General features: G+C 72.9%; 22 protein-coding genes. 13 read left to right on the forward strand and 9 right to left on the reverse strand.

Annotation, left to right across the window (positions count from 1 at the left end; genetic code table 11):
• The gene (locus tag IE265_RS28665) at positions 1 to 546 is read right to left on the reverse strand and encodes a sigma-70 family RNA polymerase sigma factor (protein WP_190038618.1); all 546 of its coding nucleotides are present in this window, start codon (positions 544 to 546) and stop codon (positions 1 to 3) included.
• Between the two features lie 281 nt (positions 547 to 827).
• Between IE265_RS28665 and IE265_RS28670 the strand changes: the two genes are divergently transcribed.
• Positions 828 to 2,084 (forward strand): CapA family protein, encoded by a 1,257-nt coding sequence (locus tag IE265_RS28670; protein WP_190038619.1) that lies wholly within the window; start codon positions 828 to 830, stop codon positions 2,082 to 2,084.
• A gap of 141 nt (positions 2,085 to 2,225) precedes the next feature.
• Here the strand turns inward: IE265_RS28670 and IE265_RS28675 are convergent, their stop codons facing one another.
• The gene (locus IE265_RS28675) at positions 2,226 to 2,687 is read right to left on the reverse strand and encodes a universal stress protein (RefSeq protein ID WP_190038620.1); all 462 of its coding nucleotides are present in this window, start codon (positions 2,685 to 2,687) and stop codon (positions 2,226 to 2,228) included.
• Positions 2,688 to 2,869: 182 nt separating this feature from the next.
• On the opposite strand from IE265_RS28675, the gene IE265_RS28680 reads away from it, so the two are divergent.
• Entirely contained in the window at positions 2,870 to 3,715 is an 846-nt protein-coding gene (locus IE265_RS28680) for a polysaccharide deacetylase family protein (RefSeq protein WP_190038621.1), read from the forward strand.
• A 200-nt stretch (positions 3,716 to 3,915) separates the two neighbouring features.
• Here IE265_RS28680 and IE265_RS28685 read toward each other — a convergent pair whose 3' ends face one another.
• Positions 3,916 to 4,578 (reverse strand): class F sortase, encoded by a 663-nt coding sequence (locus tag IE265_RS28685; RefSeq protein ID WP_190038622.1) that lies wholly within the window; start codon positions 4,576 to 4,578, stop codon positions 3,916 to 3,918.
• Positions 4,579 to 4,910: 332 nt separating this feature from the next.
• On the opposite strand from IE265_RS28685, the gene IE265_RS28690 reads away from it, so the two are divergent.
• On the forward strand, positions 4,911 to 5,399 hold the full coding sequence (locus IE265_RS28690; protein WP_190038623.1) for a hypothetical protein: 489 nt from the start codon (positions 4,911 to 4,913) through the stop codon (positions 5,397 to 5,399).
• A 147-nt stretch (positions 5,400 to 5,546) separates the two neighbouring features.
• On the opposite strand, the gene IE265_RS28695 is transcribed toward IE265_RS28690, so the two are convergent.
• The 3 genes from IE265_RS28695 to IE265_RS39025 all read right to left on the reverse strand — a co-directional run bounded on the left by IE265_RS28695 (position 5,547) and on the right by IE265_RS39025 (position 7,200).
• Entirely contained in the window at positions 5,547 to 6,071 is a 525-nt protein-coding gene (locus IE265_RS28695; RefSeq protein ID WP_190038624.1) for a hypothetical protein, read from the reverse strand.
• Positions 6,072 to 6,288: 217 nt separating this feature from the next.
• Positions 6,289 to 7,056: a bestrophin-like domain gene (locus IE265_RS28700; RefSeq protein ID WP_190038625.1), complete on the reverse strand. Its 768-nt coding sequence runs from the start codon at positions 7,054 to 7,056 to the stop codon at positions 6,289 to 6,291.
• Between the two features lie 15 nt (positions 7,057 to 7,071).
• Positions 7,072 to 7,200 (reverse strand): hypothetical protein, encoded by a 129-nt coding sequence (locus IE265_RS39025; protein ID WP_268255856.1) that lies wholly within the window; start codon positions 7,198 to 7,200, stop codon positions 7,072 to 7,074.
• 906 nt (positions 7,201 to 8,106) lie between these two features.
• Here IE265_RS39025 and IE265_RS28710 point away from each other — a divergent pair.
• The 4 genes from IE265_RS28710 (at position 8,107) to IE265_RS28725 (ending at position 13,334) form a co-directional block, all read left to right on the forward strand.
• Complete coding sequence (locus IE265_RS28710) at positions 8,107 to 9,075, forward strand: SCO0930 family lipoprotein (RefSeq protein WP_190038627.1); 969 nt, start codon at positions 8,107 to 8,109, stop codon at positions 9,073 to 9,075.
• A 436-nt stretch (positions 9,076 to 9,511) separates the two neighbouring features.
• Positions 9,512 to 10,324, forward strand: coding sequence for an SAM-dependent methyltransferase (locus tag IE265_RS28715; RefSeq protein WP_190038628.1), 813 nt, complete (start codon positions 9,512 to 9,514; stop codon positions 10,322 to 10,324).
• Positions 10,321 to 12,456 carry a putative bifunctional diguanylate cyclase/phosphodiesterase gene (locus tag IE265_RS28720; RefSeq protein ID WP_190038629.1) on the forward strand — a complete coding sequence of 712 codons (2,136 nt, stop codon included), beginning with the start codon at positions 10,321 to 10,323 and terminating at the stop codon, positions 12,454 to 12,456. The genes IE265_RS28715 and IE265_RS28720 overlap by 4 nt, the downstream gene beginning before the upstream one ends.
• A gap of 98 nt (positions 12,457 to 12,554) precedes the next feature.
• Complete coding sequence (locus tag IE265_RS28725) at positions 12,555 to 13,334, forward strand: oxidoreductase (protein ID WP_190038630.1); 780 nt, start codon at positions 12,555 to 12,557, stop codon at positions 13,332 to 13,334.
• A 631-nt stretch (positions 13,335 to 13,965) separates the two neighbouring features.
• On the opposite strand, the gene IE265_RS28730 is transcribed toward IE265_RS28725, so the two are convergent.
• On the reverse strand, positions 13,966 to 14,850 hold the full coding sequence (locus tag IE265_RS28730; RefSeq protein WP_190038631.1) for a LysR family transcriptional regulator: 885 nt from the start codon (positions 14,848 to 14,850) through the stop codon (positions 13,966 to 13,968).
• A 131-nt stretch (positions 14,851 to 14,981) separates the two neighbouring features.
• On the opposite strand from IE265_RS28730, the gene IE265_RS28735 reads away from it, so the two are divergent.
• The 6 genes from IE265_RS28735 (at position 14,982) to IE265_RS28760 (ending at position 22,232) form a co-directional block, all read left to right on the forward strand.
• Complete coding sequence (locus IE265_RS28735; RefSeq protein WP_190038632.1) at positions 14,982 to 15,653, forward strand: succinate dehydrogenase; 672 nt, start codon at positions 14,982 to 14,984, stop codon at positions 15,651 to 15,653.
• A 1-nt stretch (position 15,654) separates the two neighbouring features.
• Positions 15,655 to 17,607, forward strand: a complete 1,953-nt coding sequence (locus tag IE265_RS28740; RefSeq protein ID WP_190038633.1) for a fumarate reductase/succinate dehydrogenase flavoprotein subunit — start codon at positions 15,655 to 15,657, stop codon at positions 17,605 to 17,607.
• The gene (locus IE265_RS28745; protein ID WP_190038634.1) at positions 17,604 to 18,353 is read left to right on the forward strand and encodes a succinate dehydrogenase/fumarate reductase iron-sulfur subunit; all 750 of its coding nucleotides are present in this window, start codon (positions 17,604 to 17,606) and stop codon (positions 18,351 to 18,353) included. Before IE265_RS28740 ends, IE265_RS28745 begins: the two co-directional genes overlap by 4 nt.
• Before the next feature lie 574 nt (positions 18,354 to 18,927).
• Complete coding sequence (locus tag IE265_RS28750; RefSeq protein WP_190038635.1) at positions 18,928 to 19,698, forward strand: GNAT family N-acetyltransferase; 771 nt, start codon at positions 18,928 to 18,930, stop codon at positions 19,696 to 19,698.
• Between the two features lie 110 nt (positions 19,699 to 19,808).
• Positions 19,809 to 20,687 (forward strand): lysophospholipid acyltransferase family protein, encoded by an 879-nt coding sequence (locus IE265_RS28755; RefSeq protein WP_229916662.1) that lies wholly within the window; start codon positions 19,809 to 19,811, stop codon positions 20,685 to 20,687.
• Between the two features lie 33 nt (positions 20,688 to 20,720).
• Positions 20,721 to 22,232, forward strand: a complete 1,512-nt coding sequence (locus tag IE265_RS28760; protein ID WP_190038637.1) for an acyl-CoA synthetase — start codon at positions 20,721 to 20,723, stop codon at positions 22,230 to 22,232.
• On the opposite strand, the gene IE265_RS28765 is transcribed toward IE265_RS28760, so the two are convergent.
• Together IE265_RS28765 and IE265_RS28770 are read right to left on the reverse strand one after the other, a co-directional pair.
• Positions 22,220 to 24,583, reverse strand: coding sequence for an ATP-binding cassette domain-containing protein (locus IE265_RS28765; RefSeq protein ID WP_190038638.1), 2,364 nt, complete (start codon positions 24,581 to 24,583; stop codon positions 22,220 to 22,222). The two genes, IE265_RS28760 and IE265_RS28765, sit on opposite strands and share 13 nt — an antisense overlap.
• Before the next feature lie 39 nt (positions 24,584 to 24,622).
• Entirely contained in the window at positions 24,623 to 25,630 is a 1,008-nt protein-coding gene (locus tag IE265_RS28770) for an LLM class flavin-dependent oxidoreductase (protein ID WP_190038639.1), read from the reverse strand.
• Positions 25,631 to 25,702 lie beyond the last annotated feature (72 nt).

A 25,702-nucleotide genomic window follows, 5' to 3' on the forward strand; every position in this document is an offset into this window, starting at 1 on the left:
TCACCGCAGGTCGGCCGCGTATCCCGGAAGAACCCGGCGCAGGGCGCGCAGCGCGTAGTACGCGCGGGACTTCACGGTACCGGGAGGTATGCCGAGGGCTGCGGCGGCCTCCGCCACACTCGCCCCGCGGAAGTACACCTGCACCAGGACTTCCCGGTGCTCGGGAGTGAGTGTCTTCACAGCCTCCCGCACATCGAGCGTCGCCACTGAGCGTTCGGCGTGGTCGGCGGCGACCCGCGCGCTCTCCAGGATCGCGTCGCCGACCTCGGCGGGCCGCGCCTGCCGGGCCCGGCGCGCGTCGATGGCCAGCCGCCGTCCCACGGTCAGCAGCCAGGGCCGTACGGAGTCGAAGGCGTCGGCGCGCAGCGCCTCGGGATGCTGCCAGGCGCGGACGAACGTCTCCTGCACCAGGTCCTCGGCGCGCTGGCGGTCCCCGTCGGAGAGCCTCAGCATCAGGGCGAAGAGCGGTGCGCCGTGCTCCCGCTGCAATTCGGCCAGCTCGTGCTCGGCGGTCGTCCTGCTGGTCATGGTGGTGGCGGCCGTCATGGCCGTATGCCAGCGCAGCGCGGACCGGCGGGACAGGCCACGGACACGGCTCGTCGGCAGACGGTCGAACCCGTCGACGAACGGTACGACGAACGGTCAACCGGGACGGAAGCCTCCGCCTTTGCCCTCCGTCCCGCCCGTTCGGACCCGTCCTGATGCGCCGGTCGGGTGTAGCGCGGTGGCGCCTTCTTGACTCCCTTACGGACCCGTACATGGACTCATAGCTGTTCATATTCAGATATGACCATATGAAGAATGAAGGACGGGGAATGAGGCCGAGGATGCCGAGGGAGCCGAGGACGACTGGAACGACTGGAACGAGGGCGGAGCCGTACGCGCGGCGGGCGGCGCGCGACCGGCCGGCACCGCGGGCACCGGGCACGGCGCGGGCACGGCGGACCGCGGCGGCGCTCGCGGTCGTCGCCGCCGTGGCCGCCGCGGGCTGTCAGTCGGGGGAGGGCGGACGCGGCGCGGAGCGCCCCGAACGCCCGGCGGGCGGAGCCGAGGCGACCGGCTTCACGCTCGTCGCCTCCGGGGACGTCCTGCCGCACAGCTCGATCATCGACCGGGCCCGCGTGGACGCGGGCGGCGGCGGATACGACTTCCGTCCGATGCTGTCGGGGGTCAGGCCGGTCGTGGCAGCCGCCGACCTGGCGATCTGTCACATGGAGACGGTGTACGGCGCCGACGGCGACTACACCGGCTACCCCACCTTCAAGTCCCCGCCCGAGGTGGCGGCCGCGCTCGCCGCGACGGGATACGACGCCTGTTCGACGGCCTCCAACCATACCCTGGACGACGGCTCCGCGGGAGTGCACCGCACACTCGACGCCCTGGACCGGGCCGGAGTGCGCCACGCCGGGTCCGCCCGCAGCGCGGCCGAGGCGGACGCCCCCACGCTGCTGCGCGCGGGCACCGCGGACGTCGCGCACCTCGCCTACACGTACGGCACGAACGGGTTCCCGATGCCGTCCGGCGAACCGTGGGCCGTCAACCTCATCGACGCCGACCGGATCGTCGCGGACGCCCGCGCGGCGCGGAGCGCGGGCGCGGACGTCGTGGCCGTGTCCCTGCACTGGGGCACCGAGTGGCAGGACGAGCCCGACGAGCGGCAACGGGAACTCGCCGAGCGGCTGACCGCGTCCCGCACGGGGGAGCGCCCCGACATCGACCTGATCCTCGGCACGCACGCGCACGTCCCGCAGGCGTACGAGAAGGTCAACGGCACCTGGGTCATCTACGGGATGGGCGACCAGATCGCCGGCCTGATGACCAACTACGAAGGGGCGAAGGACCCGCGCGGCAACGAGAGCACGATCGGCCGCTTCGCCTTCGCCCCGCCCTCCCGGCCCGGCGGCCGGTGGGAGGTCGAGAAGGCCGAGTTCGTGCCGCAGTGGTTCGACCTCGACTCCGGCCGTGTCGTGCGCCTCTCCGACGCGGTCGACCGGGGCGCGGACGCGGCCGCCGTGCGCGAGCGGATCCGCGGCGTCGTGCTCAGCCGGGGCGCGGCCGAGGACGGGCTGACCATGGTCCGCTGACGCCCGCCGCCCGTGCGGACCGTCCGCCCGCACGGGCTCCGGTACGCGCCCCGCGGCGCCAGGCGGCTCCGTACGGGCCCACCGGGGGCGAGGTCGGACACGGGGGCGGTCACGGCCGGTGGCGGCGCTCCGGGCGTGAGGTCACGGCACGACGGTGACCGGCCAGCGTCCCGCCTTCACGAGGCGGACCGCCACCGAGCCCACGATCCGGTGCCCGGCCTGCTCGGACGCGCCCACCACGACGGCGTCCGCCGTGAGCTGGTCCGCGGCCGAGACCAGCCCGTTGTACGGGTCCCCGTGGAAGGTGTGGAACTCCCAGCGCACGTCGAATATGCCCTTGACCTGCGCGGTGGCCTGCCGGATCTCCCGGATCAGCTCCTCCGCGATCTGGTCGGTGGTCTCGGCGACCGGAGCCCCGAGCGCGGCGCCCGCCGCCATCACCGGCTGGATGTACACCAGGGCGAGCAGGGCCCCCTGCCGTCGCGCGAGCCCCGCGGCGTAGGCCGCGGCACGCAGCGAGGAGGCGGAGCCGTCCACGCCGACCACGATGACCTTGGGCCCGTCGGTGCCGCGTTCGAACTGGTGGGAGTGCTGTGGTGTCACGGCGCCGAGGCTATCGGAACCGCCTGGTCCCGCGGCCGGCCGGGCCCGGCCGGCTCCTGCCGGTACCGGACCTCGCCGGACCGGGGCCCCCGCCGGCCGGAGCTGGTCCCAACGGGTGCTTTCGTTCGCCCGCACCGGTGTCCGTGCGGTGCGGCGGGCCCCGGCCGGGCGACTCATAACTCATGAACAAGGATCAGTTCCTCTCGCGGCGAAAGGCGTTGCTCGCCGGCGCCGCCGTCCTGGGAGCGGCAGGAGCCGCCGGTGCGGCACAACTCCTCGCCGCAGACCCCGGATCCCCGGTCCGGTCCGCTGCCCCCGCCGCAGGTGCCCAGGCGAACCGGCTGGCCCGGAAGCCGTCCGCCTACCGCCTCCAGCCCATCGCCGGCTACGGCCCGGTCCGCCGCGGGCCCGCCCCCACCCTCGTACGCCACGAGCCGTTCCTGCGCGTGGCCGGCCGCGGCCGGACCATGGTGCTGACCTTCGACGACGGCCCCGACCCGCGCTACACCCCGGAGATCCTGCGCACCCTCGCCGCGCACGACGTGCACGCCATGTTCTTCGTCTGCGGCGAGATGGCCGCCGACAACAAGGACCTGGTGCGCAGGATGGCCGACGAGGGGCACGTCGTCGGCAACCACACCTGGTCGCATCCGCTGCTGACCCGGCTGAGCAGGTCCGCCGTCCACTCGGAGATGGAGCGCACCAGCGACGTCGTCGAGGACGCCTGCGGAGAGCGGCCCGTCTGGTTCCGGGCGCCCTACGGCGCCTGGAACCGGGCGGCCTTCCAGATCGGTGCCGACCTCGGCATGGAGCCCCTCGGCTGGACGGTCGACACCCTCGACTGGACGGCTCCCGGGGCCAGGACCATCGAGAGCCGGGTGATGGACGGCGCGGCCCCCGGTGTCGTCGTCCTGGGGCACGACGCGGGCGGCGACCGTTCGCAGAGCGTGCGGGCGCTGCGTGAGTACCTGCCGAGGCTGCTCGACTCCGACTACCGCATCACCGTGCCCCGGCGGCAGTACACGTAGCCGAGGCCCGGGGCCCGGGCCCGGGACCCGCGGCCCGGGCCCGGGCCCCGGGACCGGAGATGGCGAAGGCCCACGGAATTCGAATTCCGTGGGCCTTCCTCGTTGCCGCTCCCGCGTGGTGACCACCGCAATTCCGGGAGCCGGGAGATTCCCGGGGTGTCCCGCCCGGGAGAACACTCCGCGCACTTCGCTGGAAACGCTCAGCGCACCTCGGTCATCCGGGCGAACACGACGACGTTCCCGTCGTATCCGTTCTGCTTGGAGAATCCGCCTCCGCAGGTGATGACCCGCAGTTCGGGAGTCCCGTTGCTTCCGTAGACCCGGTCGCCCGGGAAGTTGTTCTTCTCGAACACCTCGATGCCGTAGATCTCGAACACGGCGGTCTTCCCGTCCTCGCGCTGGACCTCGACGCGATTCTCCTTCTTGAGGGCCCCGAGCCCGTAGAAGACGGCCGGACCCTGCTTGTTGTCCACGTGGCCGACCATGACGGCGGTGCCCTTCTCACCGGGGGAGACCGCGCCGGAGAACCAGCCCGCGAGGTTCGGGTCCTCCGGCGGCGGGGCGTCCACCCAGCCCGCCGTGTCGAGGCCCACCGGCGTCACGGGGGCGTCGACCTGGATGGCCGGAATCCGGATGCGGTCCACCGCGGAGAACGCCAGCGGGCCCGGCGCGCGCGGTGCGGTGCCGCCCGACGCGCGGCTCTCCGCGGCCGCCGCCGTCGCCGGCTGCGGGGGCCCCACGTCGAACTCGCCCGAACCGTTCCGAATGAGCGCGAGGCCGGTCAGCAGAACAAGCGCTATGACACCCCAAGGAGCACGCTTCCTGGGGCGCTCCTCCTCTTCGGCAAGCCCGGACACCGACATTCGCAAACCCCTCTCGACACGGCCGTCGCCGCGTCCGTCGCGCATACGAGAACGCTAAGCGCAGCGCGCGCATCGGGCGACGGGAGACGGGCGAACGGGTGTCGGGGCCACCTTCCGTGAGCCATCCGAGTTGCCGCCTCAAGGAATTTTCTGACGGTCTGTGACCTGCGGCAATATCCGATTGTGTTCCTTTCTGTCGGCGTGTCCGGTCACCAGGACGGACCATTCCCGAAATGCGGCCCTGTGCACGGCAACTGAGGGTCTGTCTGGGAGGCGTTTTCTCGCCGATCCACCCGGGGACGGCTCCCGGGGCGCCTTCCGCGGAGGATCACATGCGTACCACTCGTGCTCTGGCGGTCTCTGTTACGGCGGTCGCCGCCCTCGGACTCACCGCTCCCACGGCCACGGCCTGGGACACCTCCAGCAACATCGTCGCCATGCCCAGCGTCATCGCCCGGGGCGGGCAGCTGACGGTCACCGTCGACGGCTGCCCCACCGGCGGCCACATGACGTCCAACGCGTTCCCGCGGACGGAACTGTCCCCGATCCACAGCAGCAGCGAGACCTCGAAGGGGACCGCGACCGTCAACAGCACGGCCGCGCCCGGCGCGTACGACATCACCGTCCAGTGCCACGGCAAGCCCGCTCTCACCAAGACCGGCGCCTTCACCGTCATCGGCGGTGTCCGAGGCGGTCTCGGCGGCAGCAGCTCCACCGGAGCCACGCCGACCGACATCGCGATCGGCGGAGGCCTCGTCGGGCTCGCGCTCGTCGGTGGCGCGGTGTTCTGGATGCGCCGCCGCTCCGAGAGCAGGATCTGACCCTCCTGCCGGTCGGGGACCGGATCCTCCCCCGGAGAACCGGGTCCCCCGGAAGCACGCCCCCCGCCCCCGGAGGACCCGACCGCACGTGAACAGCCCTCCGCCCCGGACCTCGACGGGATCCGGGGCGGAGGGCTGTCCGGCGCGTCAGCCGCCGTGCTCGCCGCTACGCCTGCGCGTCCAGTAGTAGGCCGTGCCGACCGAGCCCGCGATGAGCGCGGCGCCGAGGCCGATCTCACCCAGGTCGAATCCGCCGAGGGTGCCGCCGACCCCGGCCTTCACACCGTGGTGGAGCGGGAGGGGAGTGGGGTTGCTCGGGTGGCCGTGGGCGATGGTCAGCTCCGTGTACCCGTCGTCCTTGCCGCACTGGAACGTCACCCTGTACGAGGCGCCCGGCCGCGCGTCCCAGTCGACCGGGACCACGGCCGAGGACTGGCCCTTCGGGATCGTCACCGCGTCGAAGACACCGGACGTCACCTTGGTGTCCGAACGGCAGCCGTCGACCGCCAGCGTCACCCGGCCGCCCGCGGCGATCGTCGAGGGCGACACATGGAAGCCGAACGGGGTGACGTCGTGGTGGTCCCTCTCGTCCCCGGCCGCTGCGACCGGCGCGGTGAGAGTGAGGGCGGTCAGGCCCAGCAGTACGGCCGAGGCGACGCGTATCGCGCGCATGGTGAATCCTCCGGTCCCGAGGCGCAGCCGCGGACCTTTTCCGCTGCGCCGTCATGCACCTCGATGATCAAAACGCTAGGAAGGTGCGGGCGCGGGCGCGATCGGTGTAGCGCGAATGGGGCAACCGTGTGGGCCGTTCCGGGGACACGGCGCGCGCGGACGGGGGACGCGACCGGCGTGTCGCGCGCGCCGGGCGGGCGATCGGAGCGCGGCTCCGTCATGAGCCGCCGGCGTCCGGGAAGAGCGCGAGGAACGGATCGGCCGAGGCCGCGATCCCCCGGCTGTAGGGCGCGTCGAAGTCCCAGATGAGGAACAGCAGGAACGCGATCAGCGCGGCGAAGAGCCCCGCGAGGACGACTTCGCGCAGGGTGCGCCGGATCTGCAGGGCGAAGATCAGCCCGACCGTGACCACGGCCCCCGTGATCAGGCCGAACCACACCACGCCCGGCATGGTCGGGGCGGTCGACTCGGAGCGTGCGGTACGGGCCGTGTCCGCCGCGGTGACCTGGTCGAGGAGCGGCTGGTAGGCCTGCGCCTCGAAGTCCGTGGCCGGTTCGTAGTCCGTGACGTCGTTGCGGACACGGGAGAGCAGCTCCGCCCCGCGTTCGGTGACCCGGCTCTCCTCCGCCATGGTCCTCCACTCCGTGGTGACGACGTGGCCGACGTAGGCGTTGACGTCGTCCCGGATGCGGTCGCGCACCTCGGGCGGGTAGACGCGGACGCGTTCGGTGATCTCGTGCAGCGCCTGCGCCTCCGCCTGGACGTGGTCCTGGGCGACGCTCCGGGCCTCCCACACACCGGCGATGGCCAGCCCCAGCACGATGGCGTACACCACGCCGATCATCATCGTCATGTACTCGATCACGTCCGGTGTCTCGGACGGGTCGTCGTCCTCGCGGGCCGTGTGGTGCCGCACGAGCGTGACGATGAGGACGACGACGCTGGCCGCCACCATCGCGAGGGCGAGAACAAGCCATTCCGACAAGGATTCCTCCAGGGGTCAGCGCGGGCGCAGCGCGGCGACGGCGAGCACCGCGGGCGCGGTGACGAGCAGGGTGAGCGAGACCAGCGACGGGCCGCTGCGGGGCGGTGCCTTGCGCGGCCGGATCCGGTACGGCGGATAACTCACCGGGGCGGGCGGCGGGCTGGGGCGCACGGTGGGGCGGGGCTTCGGGGCCGGTACCGGTTCCGGGGCGGGCGGCGGCGGTGGCGCCGGTGCCGCTCGGGGCGGGGCGGGAGCCGGTGGCGGGGCGGGAGCGGGGCGCGGCGGGGGAGCGGGCGCCGGTGGAGGTGCCGGAGTGGGGGTCGGCTTCGGCTTCGGGGTGGGAGCCGGTGGCGGCTCGGGCGGCGGCGGGGGCGGTGGAGGCGGCGGCTCCGGGGGTGGCGGCGGGGGAGGCGTGGGGCTCGGCGCGGGGGTGGGGGTCGGACAGGTCCCGGCGATGGAGACGGCCGTGGTGCCGCCGTACCCGGTGGTGGCGTACGCGCAGGCGTCGGCGGACGCGGGGACGGGCGCTCCGCCGGCGATCCAGGTCAGGGCCAGCAGCATCAGCAGCCGTATGACGAGGGGGAATCGGTTTTGCCGGGGAGTTCGTGGTGGAGTGGGCACGACGGAGATCATCGGTCCCCGCGCGCCCGCGCACGCGAGAGTGGCGCCATGGTTGCCCCGAACGAGGGACACGCCGTCATCACGCGGTTGCCGGACCTCCGGGCCCGGGGCCCTGCGCTTCCGAGGGCCCGTCCGCCGCCGCCCGTAGGGGACGGGCTCCACCGGTCCTGCGCCTCCCGTACGGGCGGGTTCCACCGGTCGTGCGGTCGTTGGGCCGGGACGGGTTCCACCGGTCCTGCGGGTCGTTCGGCCGGGTCCGGCGAGGGGTCCCCGGGGGCCCATCGGCCCCGGGGTGAACGGGCGTCACGCGTGTTACCTGAAAGAAATCTGCGTGCTCGTTGAACACTCACCGCACCCCGCCCCGTACCTAGGGCCATACGCGGTGCTGAGGAGCGCCGCCACATCTATTGCAGACAGCGGGAGTTACCAATGAAGACCTCCTGGCGGAGCGCCTCACTCGTAGCGTCAGCTGCGGCAGTGCTGGTGCTGACGACGGCGTGCGGTCAGGACAAGGCGAACGACGCGGCCGGCAGCCAGAACGTGGGTGCGGCGCCCGCGGCCAACGGTTACGGCACGGCGGGTACCGGCACAGGTGCCGATGCCAAGGAGGAGCAGGGCACCGCCGCTCAGGCGCAGAGCGCCGGGCAGCTCGCTGTCGCGGACACCGCCAAGCTCGGCGAAGTGGTCACGGACAGCGCGGGCATGACGCTCTACCGCTTCGACAAGGACTCGGCCGAGCCCCCGAAGTCGACCTGCGAGGGCGACTGCGCCACCGCCTGGCCGCCGGTCCCCGCCTCGGGCGCCACCGCCCCGGTGGGCATCGACAAGGCACTGCTGGGCGAGGTCACCCGCACGGACGGCACCAAGCAGCTGACGATCGACGGCTGGCCCCTGTACCGGTTCGCGAAGGACACCAAGGCCGGTGACACCAAGGGCCAGGGTGTCGGCGGCACCTGGTACGCGTCGGCGCCCACCGGCAAGAAGGCCGCCTCCGGCGGCGGTGGCGGCTCCGCAGCGGACCTGCCCGGCCTGTCGACCCGCAACGACCCCGAACTCGGTGAAGTCGTGGTCGACAAGAACGGTATGACGGTCTACCGCTTCGAGAAGGACACCCCGTGGCCGATGAAGTCGGCCTGTGTCGGAGCGTGCCTGGAGAAGTGGCCGGTCGTCGAGCCGGTCGCCGCCGCGAACACCAAGGGCATCGACAACAAGAACGACGGACGCCGCGGCTACGTCGTCCTCAACCGCCCCGACGGCCTCAAGCAGCAGAGCATCGACTGCTGGCCGCTCTACACCTTCGCGGGTGACAAGAAGCCGGGCGACACCAACGGCCAGGGTGTCGGCGGCACGTGGTACGCCATCTCGCCGGAGGGCAAGCCGCTCGGCAAGCCGAAGTAGTCGACCGCTTCCCCAGGGTTGGTCGCCGAACAGGCACCGGACGCGGCACGGCGCCGGGCACCGAGAGGCAACGGACACGCAGCGCGGAGGGGAGGCGGGGCACGGAGCGCGGACGGTTGTGGACCACAGAGAAGGAGAGCGCCGGAACATCGGACAAGTGCACACAACCGCCGTTTCACCCCCTTCGCGTCAGGCGAGGGGGGTGAAGCGTTTTTTCACATCCGGGCGGTTCTCGTCTTGACTCTTGGTGACCGTGCGGGGATTCCGCCGGTTCCTTTGGAACGCTTAGGTCCGATTTCGCCGGGCGGTCAATTCGGCGCGCCCGAAAGGGGGGTGACGTGTAACGGACGGTCAATTTCCGTTTCCACTCGCCCGGTTGGCGGGCGATCAGTAGCCTCTGGTCGAACACCGGATCGCCTACGCCTTGGAGAGATAGATGGAGCGTCCCGCCTGGGCCCCACGTGGCATCGACATCTCGGTGCCCAGCGTGAGCCGTATCTACGACTACTATCTGGGCGGATCGCACAACTTCGAGGTCGACCGGGAAGCCGCACGCAGGGCAATGGAGTTCATGCCGGGCCTTCCCAGGATCATGCAGGCGAACCGGGCGTTCATGCGCCGGGCGGTGCGTTTCGCCGCCGAGGAGGGCGTCACCCAGTTCCTGGACATCGGGTCGGGCATCCCCACCTTCGGCAGCGTCCACGAGGTGGCCCGCGCAGTCCGCCCCGAGGCACGTGTCGTGTACGTCGACCACGACCCGGTCGCCGTCGCCCACACCGAGGCCGTGCTCTCCGGCGAGGAGGGCGTCGACGTCGTCGCCGCCGACCTGCGCAAGCCCCGGGAGATCCTGGGCAGTTCCGTGGTCCGGGACCTGATGGACCTGAATCGGCCAGTCGCCCTGCTGCTCGTTGCCATACTTCACTTCGTGGAGGACGAGGACGATCCGTACGCGGCGGTGGCAGAGTTGAGGGACGCGCTCGCGCCCGGCAGTCTGCTCGTCGTCACGCACGCCTCGTACGAGGGAATCCCGCTCCCCCCGGAGCGGGCCGAGGGTGCCGTCGATGTCTACAAGGACATCCGCAACCCGCTGATCATGCGCTCGCGCGACGACATCGCGCGGTTCTTCGAGGGGTACGACATGGTGGAACCCGGACTGGTGCCGATGCCGAAGTGGCGGCCCGACTCGGCCGCCGAGGACGAGGATCCTTATTCCTACTCGGGTTTCGCGGGCGTGGGGCGCACGGCGTGACCGCGGAGCCGGACGGGCCGGAGGACAGACTGCGCAGGTTCGCGACGATCTGGAGCCGGGCGGTCTTCCCGGTCACCGCGACGTCACTGACCCGCCCGGAGTTCGAGCAGCGGCTGGTGCCGCTCGCCCGGCGGCTCAGCGAGGCGCTCCGGGCCAGGACGTTCGACTCCGCCGAGGGCCAGGCCGTCGGAGCCGCCCTCATCGACGCGCACTGCACCGAACCCGAGGCGCTCAGCCGCACCCTCGACTGCGTGGACGCCTATCTGGTGCTCTACTGCGGCGGCGACGGTTCCCAGGAAGCCCTGCGCACGCGATCCGCGCGGCTCCAGCACGCCATGGCCGCCGGGTTCGCGCGGGCCCTTCGCGAGCGGACGCTGACCGAGCAGGAAGCCATCGCCCGCGCCGCCCTCCAGGCCCAGGGAGTGGTCGCGGACGCGCTGCACGCGACCGAGGCACGCTTCCGCGCGGTCTTCGAGGGCGCGGCCATAGGCATCGGCATCGCCGACCTCGACGGCAACCTCCTCCAGGTGAACAACGCCCTGCTGCGCATGTTCGGCGGCACCGAGCAGCTGATGCGCGGGCGCAAGGTCACGGACTGGACGCACCCGGAGGACGCTCCGCAGGTCTGGCGGCTCTACGAGGAACTGGTGCGCGGCGACCGCGAGCACTACCACGTGGAGAAGGCCTTCTACCGCCCCGACGGGACGGTGCTGTGGACCAACCTCACGGTCTCGCTGCTGCGCGACGCGGACGGCGCGCCGCAGTACCAGCTCGCCCTCATGGAGGACACCACCGAGCGGCGGCTGCTCAACCTGCGGCTGCGGTACGAGGCGACGCACGACGCGCTCACCGGACTGCCCAACCGCACCCTCTTCTTCGAGCGCCTCGACAAGGCGCTCTCCGCGGGCGAGGACATGCGCTTCGGCCTGTGCTACCTCGACCTTGACGGCTTCAAGACCATCAACGACAGCCTCGGGCACGCCGCGGGCGACCGGCTTCTCGTCGAGGTCGCCGACCGGCTCCAGTCCTGCGCGACCGCGCCCGGCGAGATGGTCGCGCGGCTCGGCGGCGACGAGTTCGTGGCCCTGACCACCGGGCCGGACACAGAGCGCGAGGTCGACGCGCTGGCCGACCGGATCATGAACGCCCTCGTCACGCCGGTGCGCATCGACGGGCGTGAACTGACCGTCCGCGGCAGCATCGGCATCGTCGAGGGCCCGGCGGGTGAGCGCGGTCCCGCCGAGGTGCTGCGCAGCGCGGACATCACGATGTACCGGGCCAAGTCGGCGGGCGGCAACCGCTACGAACTCGCCGACCCCGAGGCCGACGCCCGCGCCATCACCCGGCACGGGCTCACCACCGCCCTGCCGGCGGCGCTCGACCGGGGCGAGTTCTTCATCGAGTACCAGCCGCTGGTCCGGCTCGGCGACGGCGGCGTGCACGGCGCCGAGGCCCTCGTACGGTGGCTGCACCCGCAGCACGGCGTGCTCGGGCCCGACCGGTTCATCCCGCTCGCCGAACACACCGGCCTGATCGTCCCGTTGGGGCGCTGGGTCCTGGAGCAGTCGGTGCGGCAGGCCCGCGAGTGGCAGGACCGGCACACCGGCGCGGGGCCCGTGCGCATCAACGTGAACCTCTCGCCCTGCCAGCTCACCCACCCCGGTCTGGTCTCCGACACGGTCGACATCCTGGAGCGGGCGGGACTCGAACCGTCCGCGCTGTGCCTGGAAGTCACCGAGTCCGCCCTGATCGGCGCCGACGACGACCTGCTGAAGCCGCTGCGGCGCCTGGCCGAGATGGGCGTCGACATCGCCCTGGACGACTTCGGCACGGGCTACTCGAACCTCGCCAACCTGCGGCGCCTGCCGGTGAGCATCCTCAAGCTCGACCGGTCCTTCACCCAGGGCATGCAGCAGTTCCCCGCCGACCCCGTCGACCTCAAGATCGTCGAGGGCATCGTCTCCCTGGCGCACAGCCTCGACCTGTCGGTGACGGTCGAGGGCGTCGAGACGGGCGCCCAGGCCGAGCAGCTGCGGATACTGGGCTGCGACACCGCCCAGGGCTGGTACTACGCCCGCCCGGGCCCGCCCGACCGGCTGCACGAGCTGGCGCTGGTGGACGCGACGGGCTGAAGCCTCGGACGCGGCGTGGTCTCCTGGAACGGAGGCCGCGCCGCGTCGCCGTTTCGGGCGCCGACAGGACGCGCGTCCCGGGAACGGAGCTGAGGGCTATGAGCACGGAACTCCAGGGCAGGACGGCGGTCGTCACCGGGGCCAGCAAGGGCATCGGGCTCGCCGTCGCCGGGGCGCTGGCCGGCGCGGGCGCCAAGGTGGTCGCGGGGTCGCGCGGCAGATCGCCCGGCCTGGACGCGCTGGCCGAGGAGGGGGACGTCACCTGGGTGGGCGTCGACCTCGCCGAGCCCGACGCGGCCGCGCGGCTCGTCGACGCGGCGGGCGGGCGGATCGACGTCCTGGTCAACAACGTGGGCACGGCCCCGGCGCGGACCGGCGGCTTCCTGTCGGTGACGGACGACGAGTGGGCCCGCACGGTCGACCTGAACCTGCTGACCGCCGTACGGGTCACCCGTGCGGCCCTGCCGGTGATGCTCGCCGCGGGACGGGGCTCCGTCGTGACGATCGCCTCGGTCAACGCGACCCTGCCCGACCCGCTGGTGATCGACTACAGCGCGGGCAAGGCCGCCCTGGTCGCGTTCTCCAAGGCGCTGTCCAAGGAGGTCGGCCCCAAGGGCATCCGGCTCAACACGGTCAGTCCGGGCCCGGTGGAGACCGAACTGTGGCTGGGGGGCGGCGGAGTGGCCGAGACGGTGTCGTCCGCCGCGGGGCTCACCCCCGAGGAGGTGGTCGCCCAGGCGTCCGGCGCCACCGTGACGGGCCGCTTCTCCAAGCCCGCCGAGGTCGCGGACCTGGTGCTCTTCCTCGCCGGCGACCGGGCGGGCAACATCACCGGAAGCGACTTCCTGATCGACGGCGGATTCATCCCCACGTGGTGACGGCCCCGGTCCGGCCCCGGCGGGGTCGCCTTTCCGGTCCCGGTCCCGGTGACCCCGCCCGTCAGGCCGTTGCGGGCCCCGCCCGGTCCCGGTGGGTCCCACCCGCCCGGTCGCGGTGACGCCGGCCGTCGTCCGGCCCCGGTGCGGACGGCTTTCCGGCCGGATGACGTAGACCGGCCGCCCGGCCGTCGCAGGCCCCGTCCGGTCCCGGTGACGGCACTCGTCCGGCTCCGGTGCCGCCGACCTTCCCGTCCCGCCGGGCAGGCGGACCGGGCCCGGTGACGTCGGCCGTCCCGTCCTGCTGACGGCGACGGTCAGGCCATGGTGGGACCAGCCGCCCCGGCCCTCGTGGCGGCGGATCTCCGGCCCCGGCGGAGCCACCCGTCCGATCCTGGTGACGTCGGTCGTCCGGCCCTTGGCGGGACCAGTCGCGAGCCGCCGTGACGCCGGCGGTCCGGATGGGGTGGGGCGCCTGCCCAGCCCCGGTGGCGAGGGTCGTCCGGCCCAGATGGGGGCACCCGTCCGGTCCCGGTGACGTCGGCCGCAGGGTCCCCGTGGTGCCGGGTGGGCCATGCCGGCCGGCCGGGCTGAGCCGGGCGGCGGCCTCGCCGTGGGCCCGCGGGGAGGGCGGTCAGCGTTCCAGGAGCATTCGCTGGAGCTCCCGCGCGGCCCGGGGCGGCGCCACGTCGCTGCGGTGCGCCAGCGCGATCGTCCGGTGCAGCCCGGGCCTGGCCAGCGGCGTCACCCTCAGGCCACGCCCCGACCGGGTGGCGACCATCCTCGGTACGACGGCCACGCCGAGCCCGGCCCGGACGAAGCCGAGGACGGCGTCCATCTCGCCGCCCTCGACGGCGAAGTCCGGCTCGAAGCCCTCGGCGCGGCAGGCGGCGACGGTGAGCTCCCGCAGGTCGTAGCCGTGCCGGAACATCACAAGGCGCTCACCCTCCAGATCGGCGACGGCCACGGTCCGCCGGCCCCGCCCGGGCGGCGGCGCCTCGGGCGACGACACCACGACCAGGTCCTCCCGCAGCACCTCCACCGTGGTCAGCGCGGGCGACGGCGTCGGCAGCGGCAGCACGACGAGGGCGAGGTCGAGCGCTCCCCGCGCGAGTTCCCGTACGAGGTCGTGCGAGCCGCCCTCCTCGATCAGCAGCCTGATGCCCGGGTACCGGTCGTGGAAGGCGCGCAGCACGTCCGGCAGGAGGCCCGTGCAGAGGCTCGGCGTCGCGCCCAGCCGCACCCGGCCGCTGCGCAACTGGGCGAGCTCCTGGACCTCGTGCCGGGCGGTGTCCGCGTCGGCGAGGATGCGGCGGGCCAGCGGCAGCAGGGCCTCGCCCGCGTCGGTGAGCGTGATGTTGCCGCGCGCCCGCAGGAAGAGGTCGGCCCCCAACTCGCGTTCCAGCGCCTTGATCTGCTGGGACAGGGACGGCTGCGCGACATGGACCAGGTCGGCGGCCCGGGTGAAGTGCCGCGTCTCGGCGACCGCCACGAAGTACTGGAGCTGCTGGAACTGCATGACACGAGCGTACGCCCTCCATAGGCATCCGCTATGGAAACGAACCGCATCATGTCTTGGACTGATGGACCCGGCCGGGCCTAGCGTGCTGACCCATGGCTCTGGCAACGCGGACGGACCGAAAACCGTCCATGGGACGCACCATCTGGGACTCGTCCCTCGGCAAGAAGACCGTGATGGCCGTGAGCGGGCTGATCATGCTCGGCTACCTGGTCGTCCACATGCTCGGCAACCTGAAGATCTTCTTCGGGTCCGGCGACTTCAACCACTACGCGCACTGGCTGCGCACCATCGGCGAGCCCTTCCTGCACTACGAGTGGGCCCTGTGGATCATCCGCGTGGTCCTGGTGGCAGCCGTCGTCGCGCACGCCGTCTCCGCGTACCAGCTCAGCCGCCGGGACATCAGGGCGCGCCCCACGAAGTACGTGCACAAGAAGCCGCGGGCCGGCTACGCCACACGCACCATGCGCTGGGGCGGGATCATCCTCGGCCTGTTCATCGTCTGGCACATCCTCGACCTGACGACGGGCACCGTGCACCCGGACGGCTTCCAGCCGGGCCACCCGTACCAGAACGTGATCGACACCTTCTCCACCTGGTACGGCAACGCGGTCTACATCACCGCGGTGCTCGCGCTCGGCCTGCATGTGCGGCACGGCTTCTGGAGCGCGGCGCAGACCCTCGGCGCGGGCAGCCGTACCCGCGACCGCGCCCTGAAGGCGACCGCCGACGTGCTGGCGCTGCTGCTGACCGCGGGCTTCGTCGCCGTACCCGTGGGTGTGATGACCGGAGTGGTGAACTGACATGAGTACCGACTACACCTCCTACGCGACCGGAGAGCCGGTCGCCGACACCAAGGCTCCCAAGGGGCCGGTGAACGAGCGCTGGGACACGCGCCGGTTCGAGGCCGGACTCGTCAACCCCGCGAACCGCCGCAAGCACACGGTGATCGTGGTCGGCACGGGGCTCGCGGGCGGCGCCGCCGGGGCCACCCTCGCCGAACAGGGCTACCGCGTCGTGCAGTTCTGCTACCAGGACTCCCCGCGCCGCGCCCACTCGATCGCCGCGCAGGGCGGCATCAACGCGGCCAAGAACTACCGCAACGACGGCGACTCCGTGCACCGGCTCTTCTACGACACCGTCAAGGGCGGCGACTTCAGGGCGCGCGAGTCCAACGTCCATCGCCTGGCACAGATCTCGGTGGAGATCATCGACCAGTGCGTCGCCCAAGGGGTGCCCTTCGCCCGCGAGTACGGCGGTCTGCTCGACACCCGCTCCTTCGGCGGCGTCCAGGTGTCCCGCACCTTCTACGCCCGCGGCCAGACGGGCCAGCAACTGCTCCTCGGCGCCTACCAGGCGCTGTCCCGCCAGATCGCGGCCGGCACCGTCGAGATGCACCCGCGTACCGAGATGCTCGACCTGATCGTGGTGGACGGCCGGGCCCGCGGCATCGTGGCCCGCGACCTGATCACCGGCAGGATCGACACGTACTTCGCGGACGCCGTCGTCCTCGCCTCCGGCGGCTACGGCAACGTCTTCTACCTGTCGACGAACGCCATGAACTCCAACGCCACCGCGATCTGGCGGGCCCACCGGCGCGGCGCGTACTTCGCCAACCCGTGCTTCACCCAGATCCACCCCACCTGCATCCCGCGCACCGGCGACCACCAGGCCAAGCTGACCCTGATGAGCGAGTCGCTGCGCAACGACGGCCGGATCTGGGTCCCGAAGGCACGCGGCGACGACCGGCCGGCCAACGAGATCCCCGAGGACGAGCGCGACTACTACCTGGAGCGCATCTACCCGTCGTTCGGCAACCTGGTCCCCCGGGACATCGCCTCCCGCGCGGCCAAGAACGTCTGCGACGAGGGCCGGGGCGTCGGACCCGGCGGCCAGGGCGTGTACCTGGACTTCGCCGACGCCGTCCGGCGGATGGGCCGCGCGAAGGTCGAGGAGAAGTACGGCAACCTCTTCGACATGTACGAGCGGATCACCGCGGAGAACCCGTACGAGGTCCCCATGCGGATCTACCCCGCCGTGCACTACACGATGGGCGGGCTGTGGGTCGACTACGACCTCCAGACCACCGTGCCCGGGCTGTTCGCGATCGGCGAGGCCAACTTCTCCGACCACGGGGCGAACCGGCTCGGCGCGTCCGCCCTCATGCAGGGCCTGGCCGACGGCTACTTCGTCCTGCCGTCGACCATCAACGACTACCTCGCCCGCAATCCGAACCACGACGAGATCACCGAACAGCACCCCGTCGTGCAGGAGGTGCTGGCGGACACCGAGGACCGGCTGAACCTGCTGCTGTCCGTGGACGGCGACCGCACCCCCGACTCCTTCCACCGCGAACTCGGCGAGCTGATGTGGGAGTTCTGCGGAATGGCCCGTACGGACGCCGGTCTGCGCAAGGCGCTGGAGCGCATCCCGCAGATCCGCGAGGAGTTCTGGCGCCGCATCAAGGTGCCCGGCACCGGCGAGGAGTTCAACCAGTCGCTGGAGAAGGCCAACCGGATCGTCGACTACCTGGAGCTCGCCGAGCTGATGTGCCTCGACGCCCTGCACCGGGAGGAGTCCTGCGGCGGCCACTTCCGCGAGGAGTCCCAGACCCCGGACGGCGAGGCCGCGCGCGACGACGAGGCGTTCTCGTACGCGGCCGCCTGGGAGTTCACCGCGACCGGCGGCGCACCCGTCCTGCACAAGGAAGACCTCGTCTTCGAGTACGTACACCCCACTCAGCGGAGCTACGCATGAAGCTCACCCTGCGCGTCTGGCGTCAGAGGAACACCGGCGCCCCGGGCGCCATGTCCACCTACGAGGTGGACGGCATCTCGGCCGACATGTCCTTCCTGGAGATGCTCGACACGCTCAACGAGGAACTCATCCTCAAGGGCGAGGACCCCGTCGCCTTCGACCACGACTGCCGCGAGGGCATCTGCGGCGCGTGCTCGCTCGTCATCAACGGCGACGCGCACGGGCCGGAGCGCACCACGTCGTGCCAGCTCCACATGCGGTCCTTCAGCGACGGCGACACCATCGACGTCGAACCCTGGCGGGCCGCCGCGTTCCCCGTCGTCAAGGACCTCGTCGTGGACCGCTCGGCCTTCGACCGGATCATCCAGTCCGGCGGTTACATCACGGCCCCGACCGGAGCGGCACCCGAGGCGCACGCCACGCCCGTGCCGAAGCCGGACGCGGACTTCGCCTTCGAGCACGCCGAGTGCATCGGCTGCGGGGCCTGCGTGGCCGCCTGCCCGAACGGCTCGGCCATGCTGTTCACCTCGGCGAAGATCAACCACCTGAACGTGCTGCCGCAGGGGGCGCCCGAACGGGAGACCCGCGTCCTCGACATGGTGGCGCAGATGGACGAGGAGGGCTTCGGCGGCTGCACCCTCACGGGGGAGTGCGCGACGGCCTGCCCGAAGGGCATCCCGCTGGTCTCCATCACCAGCATGAACAAGGAGTGGCTGCGGGCCACGCGGAAGGCCGGGAAGCGGTAGGCCGGTCGTCGACCATCAAGGACGTTCGCCGATTCGCGCGGACGGGCGGGGCCGGGGGTGGTGCTCATTCCCGGCCCCGTCTGGTTTTCCGGCCCCGCCCCGCCCCGCCGCTCCGGTCCCGCCCCCGCAGAAGCGCCCGCCGCACGCCCGGGCCCGTGCGCGCCGGCCGCAAGGCCGGGCCCCGACCCGGGCACGCCCCACGCCCGGGACCCGCACCCGGCCCGTGGCGCCCGGCCGGACGGACCTGCTCGCGCACGGCCTGACCTCGCACCCGGTGAAGCCGGCAGGCGGTCGCGCCCGGCGCACGGGCGCAGCCGGTGTCCCGCCCGGAGCCGTGCCCCCGGGCGGGACCACGCACCATCCCGTGCCGTTCCAGGGCCCCGAGGGCAGGCGGCCCCGGCGGCGGACGGCGGACGGCGCCCGGCCGGGCCCCCCGGCGCGGCACAGCGGTCCGTGCCGTTCAGCATCCCCACATCCGCTTTCCCGGCACGCGTCACGCGCCGGTCAGCCGGGATCGGAAGAACAGGAGCGGCGGCACCGCCCGCCGCACCCGGCCCGTGACCAGGAGAGAGCCATGACCGGCGTTTCCACGCTCGACCGTCCCCCGCAGCCGTCCGCCCCCACCCGCTACACCGTCACCCTGGCCCGCGACGAGGCCGACGTACGGGCCGCGCAGCGCCTGCGCCACGACGTGTTCGCCGGAGAGATGGGCGCCCTCCTGAACAGCCCGAGTCCCGGGCTCGACACCGACGCGTTCGACGCGTACTGCGACCACCTGATCGTGCGCGACACGACGACCGGGCAGGTCGTCGGCACGTACCGGCTGCTGCCCCCGGAGCGCGCCGCGGTCGCCGGACGCCTTTACTCCGAGGGAGAGTTCGACCTCTCCGCGCTCGACCCCATCCGGCCGGGCCTGGTCGAGGTCGGCCGCTCCTGCGTCCACCCGGACCACCGGGACGGGGCGGTCATCGGCCTCGTCTGGGCCGGGATAGCCCGCTACATGACGGACCGGGGCCACGAGTGGCTGGCCGGCTGCTGCTCCGTCCCGCTGGCCGACGGCGGCGCGACGGCGGCCGGAACCTGGGACCGGGTGCGCGCCAAGCACCTGTCACCGGAGGAGTTCCGGGTACGCCCCCTGCGGCCGTGGGTGCCCGAGGGCGTCACCCCCGCCGCGCGCACCGAACTGCCGGCGCTGCTGCGCGGATACCTCCGCCTCGGCGCCTGGGTCTGCGCGGAACCCGCCCACGACCCCGACTTCGGCGTCGCCGACCTCTACGTCCTGCTGTCGATGCGCCGGATCGACCCGCGCTACCTGCGGCACTTCCTGTCGCTCGTACCGGCGTGACGGGCCCGCCGCACACCGGATCGCCGCGGCGTCCCCGCCGCGCCGCGGAGCCGTCCCCCGAGGGGCCGAGCGCCTGGCTGCCCGGTGCCCCGTGCACCCCGCGGACCTGCGTGGAGCCGGCCCGGTCGCCGGCGGCCGTGCCGCGTGCCCTGCTCAGGCTCGTCGCGCTGCTGTTCCTGGTCGCCGCGGGCGTCGCGCTGACCCCGGCGGCAGCGCGGCTCCCCGCCGGGCGGCGCGACCGCCTGACCAGGGCGTGGTGCCGGGCCGTCGTGCGTTCCGCGGGCGTCCGGGTACGGATCACGGGGACGGCCCCGCCCACCGGCGGGCTGCTGCTGGTGGCCAACCACGTGTCCTGGCTGGACATCCCGCTGCTCGCCGCCGTCCGGCCGGGGCGGATGCTCGCCAAGGCCGAGATCAGGGGATGGCCCGTGGCGGGTGCGCTCACCGCGCGCGGCGGCGCCCTCTTCATCGAACGGGACCGGCTGCGCACCCTGCCCGGCACCGTCGGGCGGATCGCGGACACCCTGCGCGGCGGCGCGGCCGTCGTGGCCTTCCCGGAGGGCAGCACGTGGTGCGGCAGGGCGCGGGGCCGCTTCCGCGGCGCGGTCTTCCAGGCCGCCCTGGACGCGGGCGCCCCCGTGCAGCCGGTGCTGCTGCGCTACCGGCAGGACGGGGGAGCGGAGACGACCGTCACGGCGTTCGTCGGCAGCGACCCGCTGCTCGCCTCGGTGTGGCGGGTCGTGACGGCCAGGAACCTGGTGGCCGAGGTGGTCGTACGGCCCGTCCTGGCGCCGGGCACGGCACCCGACCGCCGGTCCCTGGCCCGCGCGGCGGAAGCGGCCGTCACCGGAACGGCGACGACCGCCGCCACCGGGGCGTGTGCCACAGCGGCGGCAGGGACGGGGCGGCGGGGCGCCACGGGCGCCCTCGCGCCCGCCGCCCGCCTCCGGCCGGCGGGCCCGAACACGGAAGTGCGCGCACATCCCTGACGGAGTGTCACCTCTGCGGGGTACCGTCCCCGCATGTATCCCGGAGCGTACGACCCCGCCAGGCCGGCCGTCGTCACCGCGGACGGCGGCCGGACCCTCACCTACGGTCGCCTGGAGGAGCGCTCCCTGCGGCTCGCCGACCACCTGCGCGGTGCGAGACTGCGTCCGGGCGACCACCTGGCGCTGCTCTGCGAGAACGACCCCCGTGTCCTGGAGGTCTACTGGGCGGCCCTGCGCTCGGGCCTCTACCTGACCGTGGTCAACCACCACCTGACCGCCGAGGAGGCCGCGTACATCGTCGGGGACTGCGGTGCGCGGGCCCTCGTCGTCTCGGGACGGCTCACCGAACTCGGTCGCGCCGTAAGGAAGTCGACCGGCGGCCCGGAGCTGTACCTCGGCCTCGACGACGGGACCTACGAGGAGGCCCTCGCCGCGGCCTCGCCCCTGCCGCCCGCACACCAGCCGCGCGGCGCCGACATGCTCTACTCCTCCGGCACCACCGGACGCCCCAAGGGCATCGCGCCGACCCTTCCCGAGGGCGACGTACGGGAGGTGCCGAGCATGTACCAGCTCCTCTTCCAGCCCATGTACGGCTTCGGCGAGGACACCGTCTACCTCTGCCCCGCCCCGCTCTACCACGCCGCTCCGCTGCGCTTCTGCTTCGTCGTCACCGCGACCGGCGGCACGGTCGTCCTCATGGACTCCTTCGACGCCCGGGAGTCGCTCGCCGCCGTCGAACGCCACCGCGTGACGCACAGCCAGTGGGTGCCCACGATGTTCGTACGGATGCTGAAGCTGCCGCCCGAGGTGCGCGGCGCGTACGACGTGTCCTCGCTGAAGGTGGCCATCCACGCCGCCGCGCCCTGCCCCGTCGAGGTGAAGCGGCGGATGATGGACTGGTGGGGGCCCGTCCTGCACGAGTACTACTCGGCGACCGAGGCCAACGGGATCACCTTCATCGGCCCCGACGAATGGCTGCGCAAGCCCGGTTCCGTCGGCCGCGGCGGCTTCCTCGGCGAACTGCGGATCTGCGGCGAGGACGGCAAGGTGCTGCCGGTCGGCGAGACGGGCACGGTCTACTTCGAGCGCGAGGAACTCCCCTTCCGCTACCACCGCGACGACGCCCGCACCCGCGAGGCCCAGCACCCCGACCACCCCGCCTGGACCACCACGGGGGACATCGGGCACGTCGACGAGGACGGGTACCTCTTCCTCACCGACCGCCGCGCGTTCACGATCATCTCCGGCGGGGTGAACATCTACCCCCAGGAGATCGAGGACTGCCTCACCCTGCACCCCAAGGTCACCGACGTGGCCGTGGTCGGTGTGCCGGACCCGGAGATGGGCGAGGCGGTCAAGGCCGTCGTGCAGCCCGCCGCCGACGCGGCCCCGGGCCCCGGACTCGAACGGGAACTCATCGGTTTCGTCCGTGACCGCATCGCCCACTACAAGGCGCCCCGCAGCGTCGACTTCACGGACGAACTGCCCCGCACGCCCACCGGGAAGCTCGCCAAGTCCCGCCTGCGCGAGACCTACTGGCCCTGAGGCTCCAGGGCGCCCGGTGCGAACGCGCGGGCGAGGTGGGGGGCCGTCGCGCTCCCCGCCGCCCGCGCGACAGCGGCCGGCGGCCCCGCCGCCACGACGAGTCCGCCCGCGTCGCCCCCGCCGGGCCCCAGGTCGATCACCCAGTCCGCCCCGGCCACCACCGTCATGTCGTGCTCGACGACCACGACTGTGTGACCCGCGTCGACCAGGCCGTGCAACTGCCGCATCAGCACCTCCACATCGGCCGGGTGCAGACCCGTCGTCGGCTCGTCCAGCAGATAGAGCGTGTGCCCGCGGCGCACCCGCTGGAGCTCGCTCGCCAGCTTGATCCGCTGGGCCTCGCCGCCGGACAGCTCGGTCGCCGGCTGCCCGAGCCGCAGATAGCCCAGCCCGACGTCGAGGAGCGCGGCGAGGCTGCGGGCGACCGCCGGGGTGTCCGCGAAGAACTCCGCGGCGGCCTCGACCGTCAGGTCCAGCACCGCCGCGATGCTCAGACCCCGATGGGTGACTTCGAGGGTCTCGGGGTTGTAGCGCGCTCCTCCGCAGTCCGGGCACGGGGCGTAGGTGCTCGGCAGGAAGAGGAGTTCGACGCTGACGAACCCCTCGCCCTGGCAGGTCTCGCAGCGCCCGCCCGCCACGTTGAACGAGAAGCGCCCCACGCCGTAACCGCGCCGCCGCGCCTCGTCCGTGCCCGCGAAGACCTTGCGCACGACGTCGAAGAGCCCGGTGTAGGTCGCCAGGTTCGAACGCGGCGTACGGCCGATCGGCCTCTGGTCCACGCCGACCAGCCGCCCCACGCCGGGCAGTTCCCCGGTGACCTCGCCGATCAGCGTGGACTTCCCCGAACCCGAGACGCCGGTGACCGCGGTCAGCACACCGAGCGGGAACTCGGCGGTGACCCCGCGCAGATTGTGCCGGGTCACCGGCCCCACCTTCACCTGGCCGCGCGGCACCCGTACGTCCCGGGGCCGCGCCCCGCCGCGGGCGAAGAGGTGGCGGGCGGTGGCCGACTCCGCGACCCCCTCCAACTCCGCCACCGGGCCGCTGTGCAGCACCCGTCCGCCGTGCTCGCCCGCCAGCGGCCCGACGTCGACCAGCCAGTCGGCGCCGCGCACGACATCGAGGTGGTGCTCCACCACGAACACCGAGTTGCCCGCCGCCTTGAGCCGGTCGAGGACCGTGAGCAGGGCCTCCGTGTCCGCGGGGTGCAGTCCCGCGGACGGCTCGTCCAGGACGTAGACGACGCCGAACAGGCCCGAGCGCAACTGCGTGGCCAGCCGCAGCCGTTGGAGCTCGCCGGCCGAGAGCGTGGGCGTGGGCCGGTCGAGGCTGAGGTAGCCGAGGCCCAGTTCGGCGACCGGGGCGATCCGGGCCAGCAGGTCGGCCGTCAGGACGCGTGCCGTCTCGGATCCGTCGTGGTCCGCGAGTATGGCGGCCAGTTCACCGAGCGGCAGCGCCGCCAGTTCCGCGATCGTGCGCCCCGCGAAGGTCACCGCGAGCGCCTCCGGCCGCAGCCTGGTCCCGCCGCACACCGCGCACGGCGCGCTCTCCAGGAACCGTTCCGCCTTCGCCCGCAGCGTCTGGCTCCGCGAGTCGGAGAAGGTCTTGAGGACATACCGCCGGGCGCTCATGTACGTGCCCTGGTACGGGCGTTGGATGCGGTCCGCGTCCCGTACCGGATGCACGGTCACGACCGGCTGTTCGTCGGTGAACAGGATCCACTCGCGCTGTCCGGCGGGCAGTTCGCGCCACGGCCGGTCCACGTCGTACCCGAGCGCGGCCAGGATGTCGCGCAGGTTCTTCCCCTGCCAGGCGCCCGGCCATCCGGCGATCGCGCCCTCGCGGATCGACAGCGAGGGATCGGGCACCAGCAGGTCCTGTGTCGTGCGGTGCGTCCGGCCGAGCCCGTGGCACTCCGGGCAGGCGCCCGCCGCCGTGTTCGGGGAGAAGGCGTCCGAGTCGAGACGCTCGGCCCCCGGCGGGTAGGCACCCGCGCGGGAGAACAGCATCCGCAGGGAGTTGGACAGGTTCGTCACCGTGCCCACCGAGGAGCGCGAGGTCGGTGAGGACCGTCGCTGCTGGAGCGACACAGCGGGCGGCAGCCCGCCGATGTCCGCGACCTTCGGCGCCCCGACCTGGTGGATCAGCCGCCGCGCGTACGGCGCGACCGACTCGAAGTAGCGGCGCTGCGCCTCCGCGTAGATCGTGCCGAACGCGAGCGACGACTTGCCCGACCCGGACACCCCGGTGAAGACCACCAGCACGTCACGCGGGATGTCGACGTCGACGCCCCGGAGGTTGTGCTCGCGCGCGCCGCGCACCCGGACGTACGGATCGTGGGGGGTGTGCATCGGGCGGACTCCTGGGGGCCGGGGGCAAACCCCACGATTCTAGGAGCGGCCCAGTTCCGCGACCCGGGCCAGCCGGCGGTACGAGTCCAGGAGGGCGTCCCGGTCGTACGTACTGGTCGTGACCAGGACCTCGTCCGCCCCGGTGTCCTTGATCAGGGTCTCCAGCTCGTCGGCCACCTGCTCCTCGGTACCGGCGACGTGCCCCGCGAGACCGGACTCGTACAGGCTCCGCTCCTTTCCGGTCATCGCCCGCGACTCCACGTGCCCGGCGGGCGGCAGCGGCGGGAACGTGCCGTGCGTGCGGGAGTACGCCATCGACCAGGCCTCGGGGACCAGCAGCCGTCGGGCGGCCTCCGGTGTCTCCGCGACCGCGACCGTGCCGGAGATCACGACGTACGGCCGGGGCGCCCAGACGGACGGCCGGAACCGCGCGCGGTACTCGTCCACGCCGCGTCGCATCCGGTCCCGGTTCCTGAAGTCCCCGATCACCATCGGCACCCCGGCCCGGGCGGCGATCGTCGCGCCCTCGCCCATCGCCAGCACGAACGGCGGCACGGTCAGGCCCTCGGAGGGCCGGGCGCGCACCCCGGTCGACGACGTGCCGCGGAACCAGCCGAGCAACTCGTCGAGCTGCGCCGCGAAGTCGTCGGCCATGTCCTTGTCCCGGCCCAGCGCCCTGCGGACCCCGTCCGTGAACCCCACGGAACGGCCCAGGCCCATGTCGACACGCCCCGGGAAGAGCGACTCCAGGACGCCGAACTGCTCCGCCACCACCAGCGGCTGGTGGTTGGGCAGCATCACACCGCCCGTGCCCACCCGGATCGTGCGGGTCGCGGCGGCGACCGCGGCGGCCAGCACGGTCGGCGCGGACCCGGCGACCCCTGGCACGCCGTGGTGCTCCGACACCCAGAACCGGTGGTAGCCGAGGCCCTCCAGGTCCCGGGCCAGCCGCACGGTGTCGCGCAGCGCCTCGGACGCCTCGTGGCCCTCCCGGGTGCGGGAGCGGTCGAGGACGGAGAACCGGGTCGCGGCGATCACTTGACTCACCCCTGGTTCAACGCGTGGAGCGCGTCAGGATTCCCGTCCGGGCGGGTGCCGTGACCCGGCCCGCCCGGTGCG

It is taken from the genome of Streptomyces fructofermentans (assembly GCF_014651055.1).
Taxonomy (GTDB): Bacteria; Actinomycetota; Actinomycetes; order Streptomycetales; family Streptomycetaceae; genus Streptomyces; species Streptomyces fructofermentans.

Coding starts and splice junctions, on each gene's coding strand:
- IE265_RS28670 (WP_190038619.1), top strand. CDS start 828: ATGCCGAGGGAGCCGAGGACGACTGGAACGACTGGAACGAGGGCGGAG.
- IE265_RS28745 (WP_190038634.1), top strand. CDS start 17,604: ATGAAGCTCACCCTGCGCGTCTGGCGTCAGAGGAACACCGGCGCCCCG.
- IE265_RS28750 (WP_190038635.1), top strand. CDS start 18,928: ATGACCGGCGTTTCCACGCTCGACCGTCCCCCGCAGCCGTCCGCCCCC.
- IE265_RS28725 (WP_190038630.1), top strand. CDS start 12,555: ATGAGCACGGAACTCCAGGGCAGGACGGCGGTCGTCACCGGGGCCAGC.
- IE265_RS28685 (WP_190038622.1), bottom strand. CDS start 4,578: ATGTCGGTGTCCGGGCTTGCCGAAGAGGAGGAGCGCCCCAGGAAGCGT.
- IE265_RS28760 (WP_190038637.1), top strand. CDS start 20,721: ATGTATCCCGGAGCGTACGACCCCGCCAGGCCGGCCGTCGTCACCGCG.
- IE265_RS28715 (WP_190038628.1), top strand. CDS start 9,512: ATGGAGCGTCCCGCCTGGGCCCCACGTGGCATCGACATCTCGGTGCCC.
- IE265_RS28765 (WP_190038638.1), bottom strand. CDS start 24,583: ATGCACACCCCCCACGATCCGTACGTCCGGGTGCGCGGCGCGCGCGAG.
- IE265_RS28665 (WP_190038618.1), bottom strand. CDS start 546: ATGACGGCCGCCACCACCATGACCAGCAGGACGACCGCCGAGCACGAG.
- IE265_RS28695 (WP_190038624.1), bottom strand. CDS start 6,071: ATGCGCGCGATACGCGTCGCCTCGGCCGTACTGCTGGGCCTGACCGCC.
- IE265_RS28740 (WP_190038633.1), top strand. CDS start 15,655: ATGAGTACCGACTACACCTCCTACGCGACCGGAGAGCCGGTCGCCGAC.
- IE265_RS28735 (WP_190038632.1), top strand. CDS start 14,982: ATGGGACGCACCATCTGGGACTCGTCCCTCGGCAAGAAGACCGTGATG.
- IE265_RS28730 (WP_190038631.1), bottom strand. CDS start 14,850: ATGCAGTTCCAGCAGCTCCAGTACTTCGTGGCGGTCGCCGAGACGCGG.
- IE265_RS28680 (WP_190038621.1), top strand. CDS start 2,870: ATGAACAAGGATCAGTTCCTCTCGCGGCGAAAGGCGTTGCTCGCCGGC.
- IE265_RS28710 (WP_190038627.1), top strand. CDS start 8,107: ATGAAGACCTCCTGGCGGAGCGCCTCACTCGTAGCGTCAGCTGCGGCA.
- IE265_RS28690 (WP_190038623.1), top strand. CDS start 4,911: ATGCGTACCACTCGTGCTCTGGCGGTCTCTGTTACGGCGGTCGCCGCC.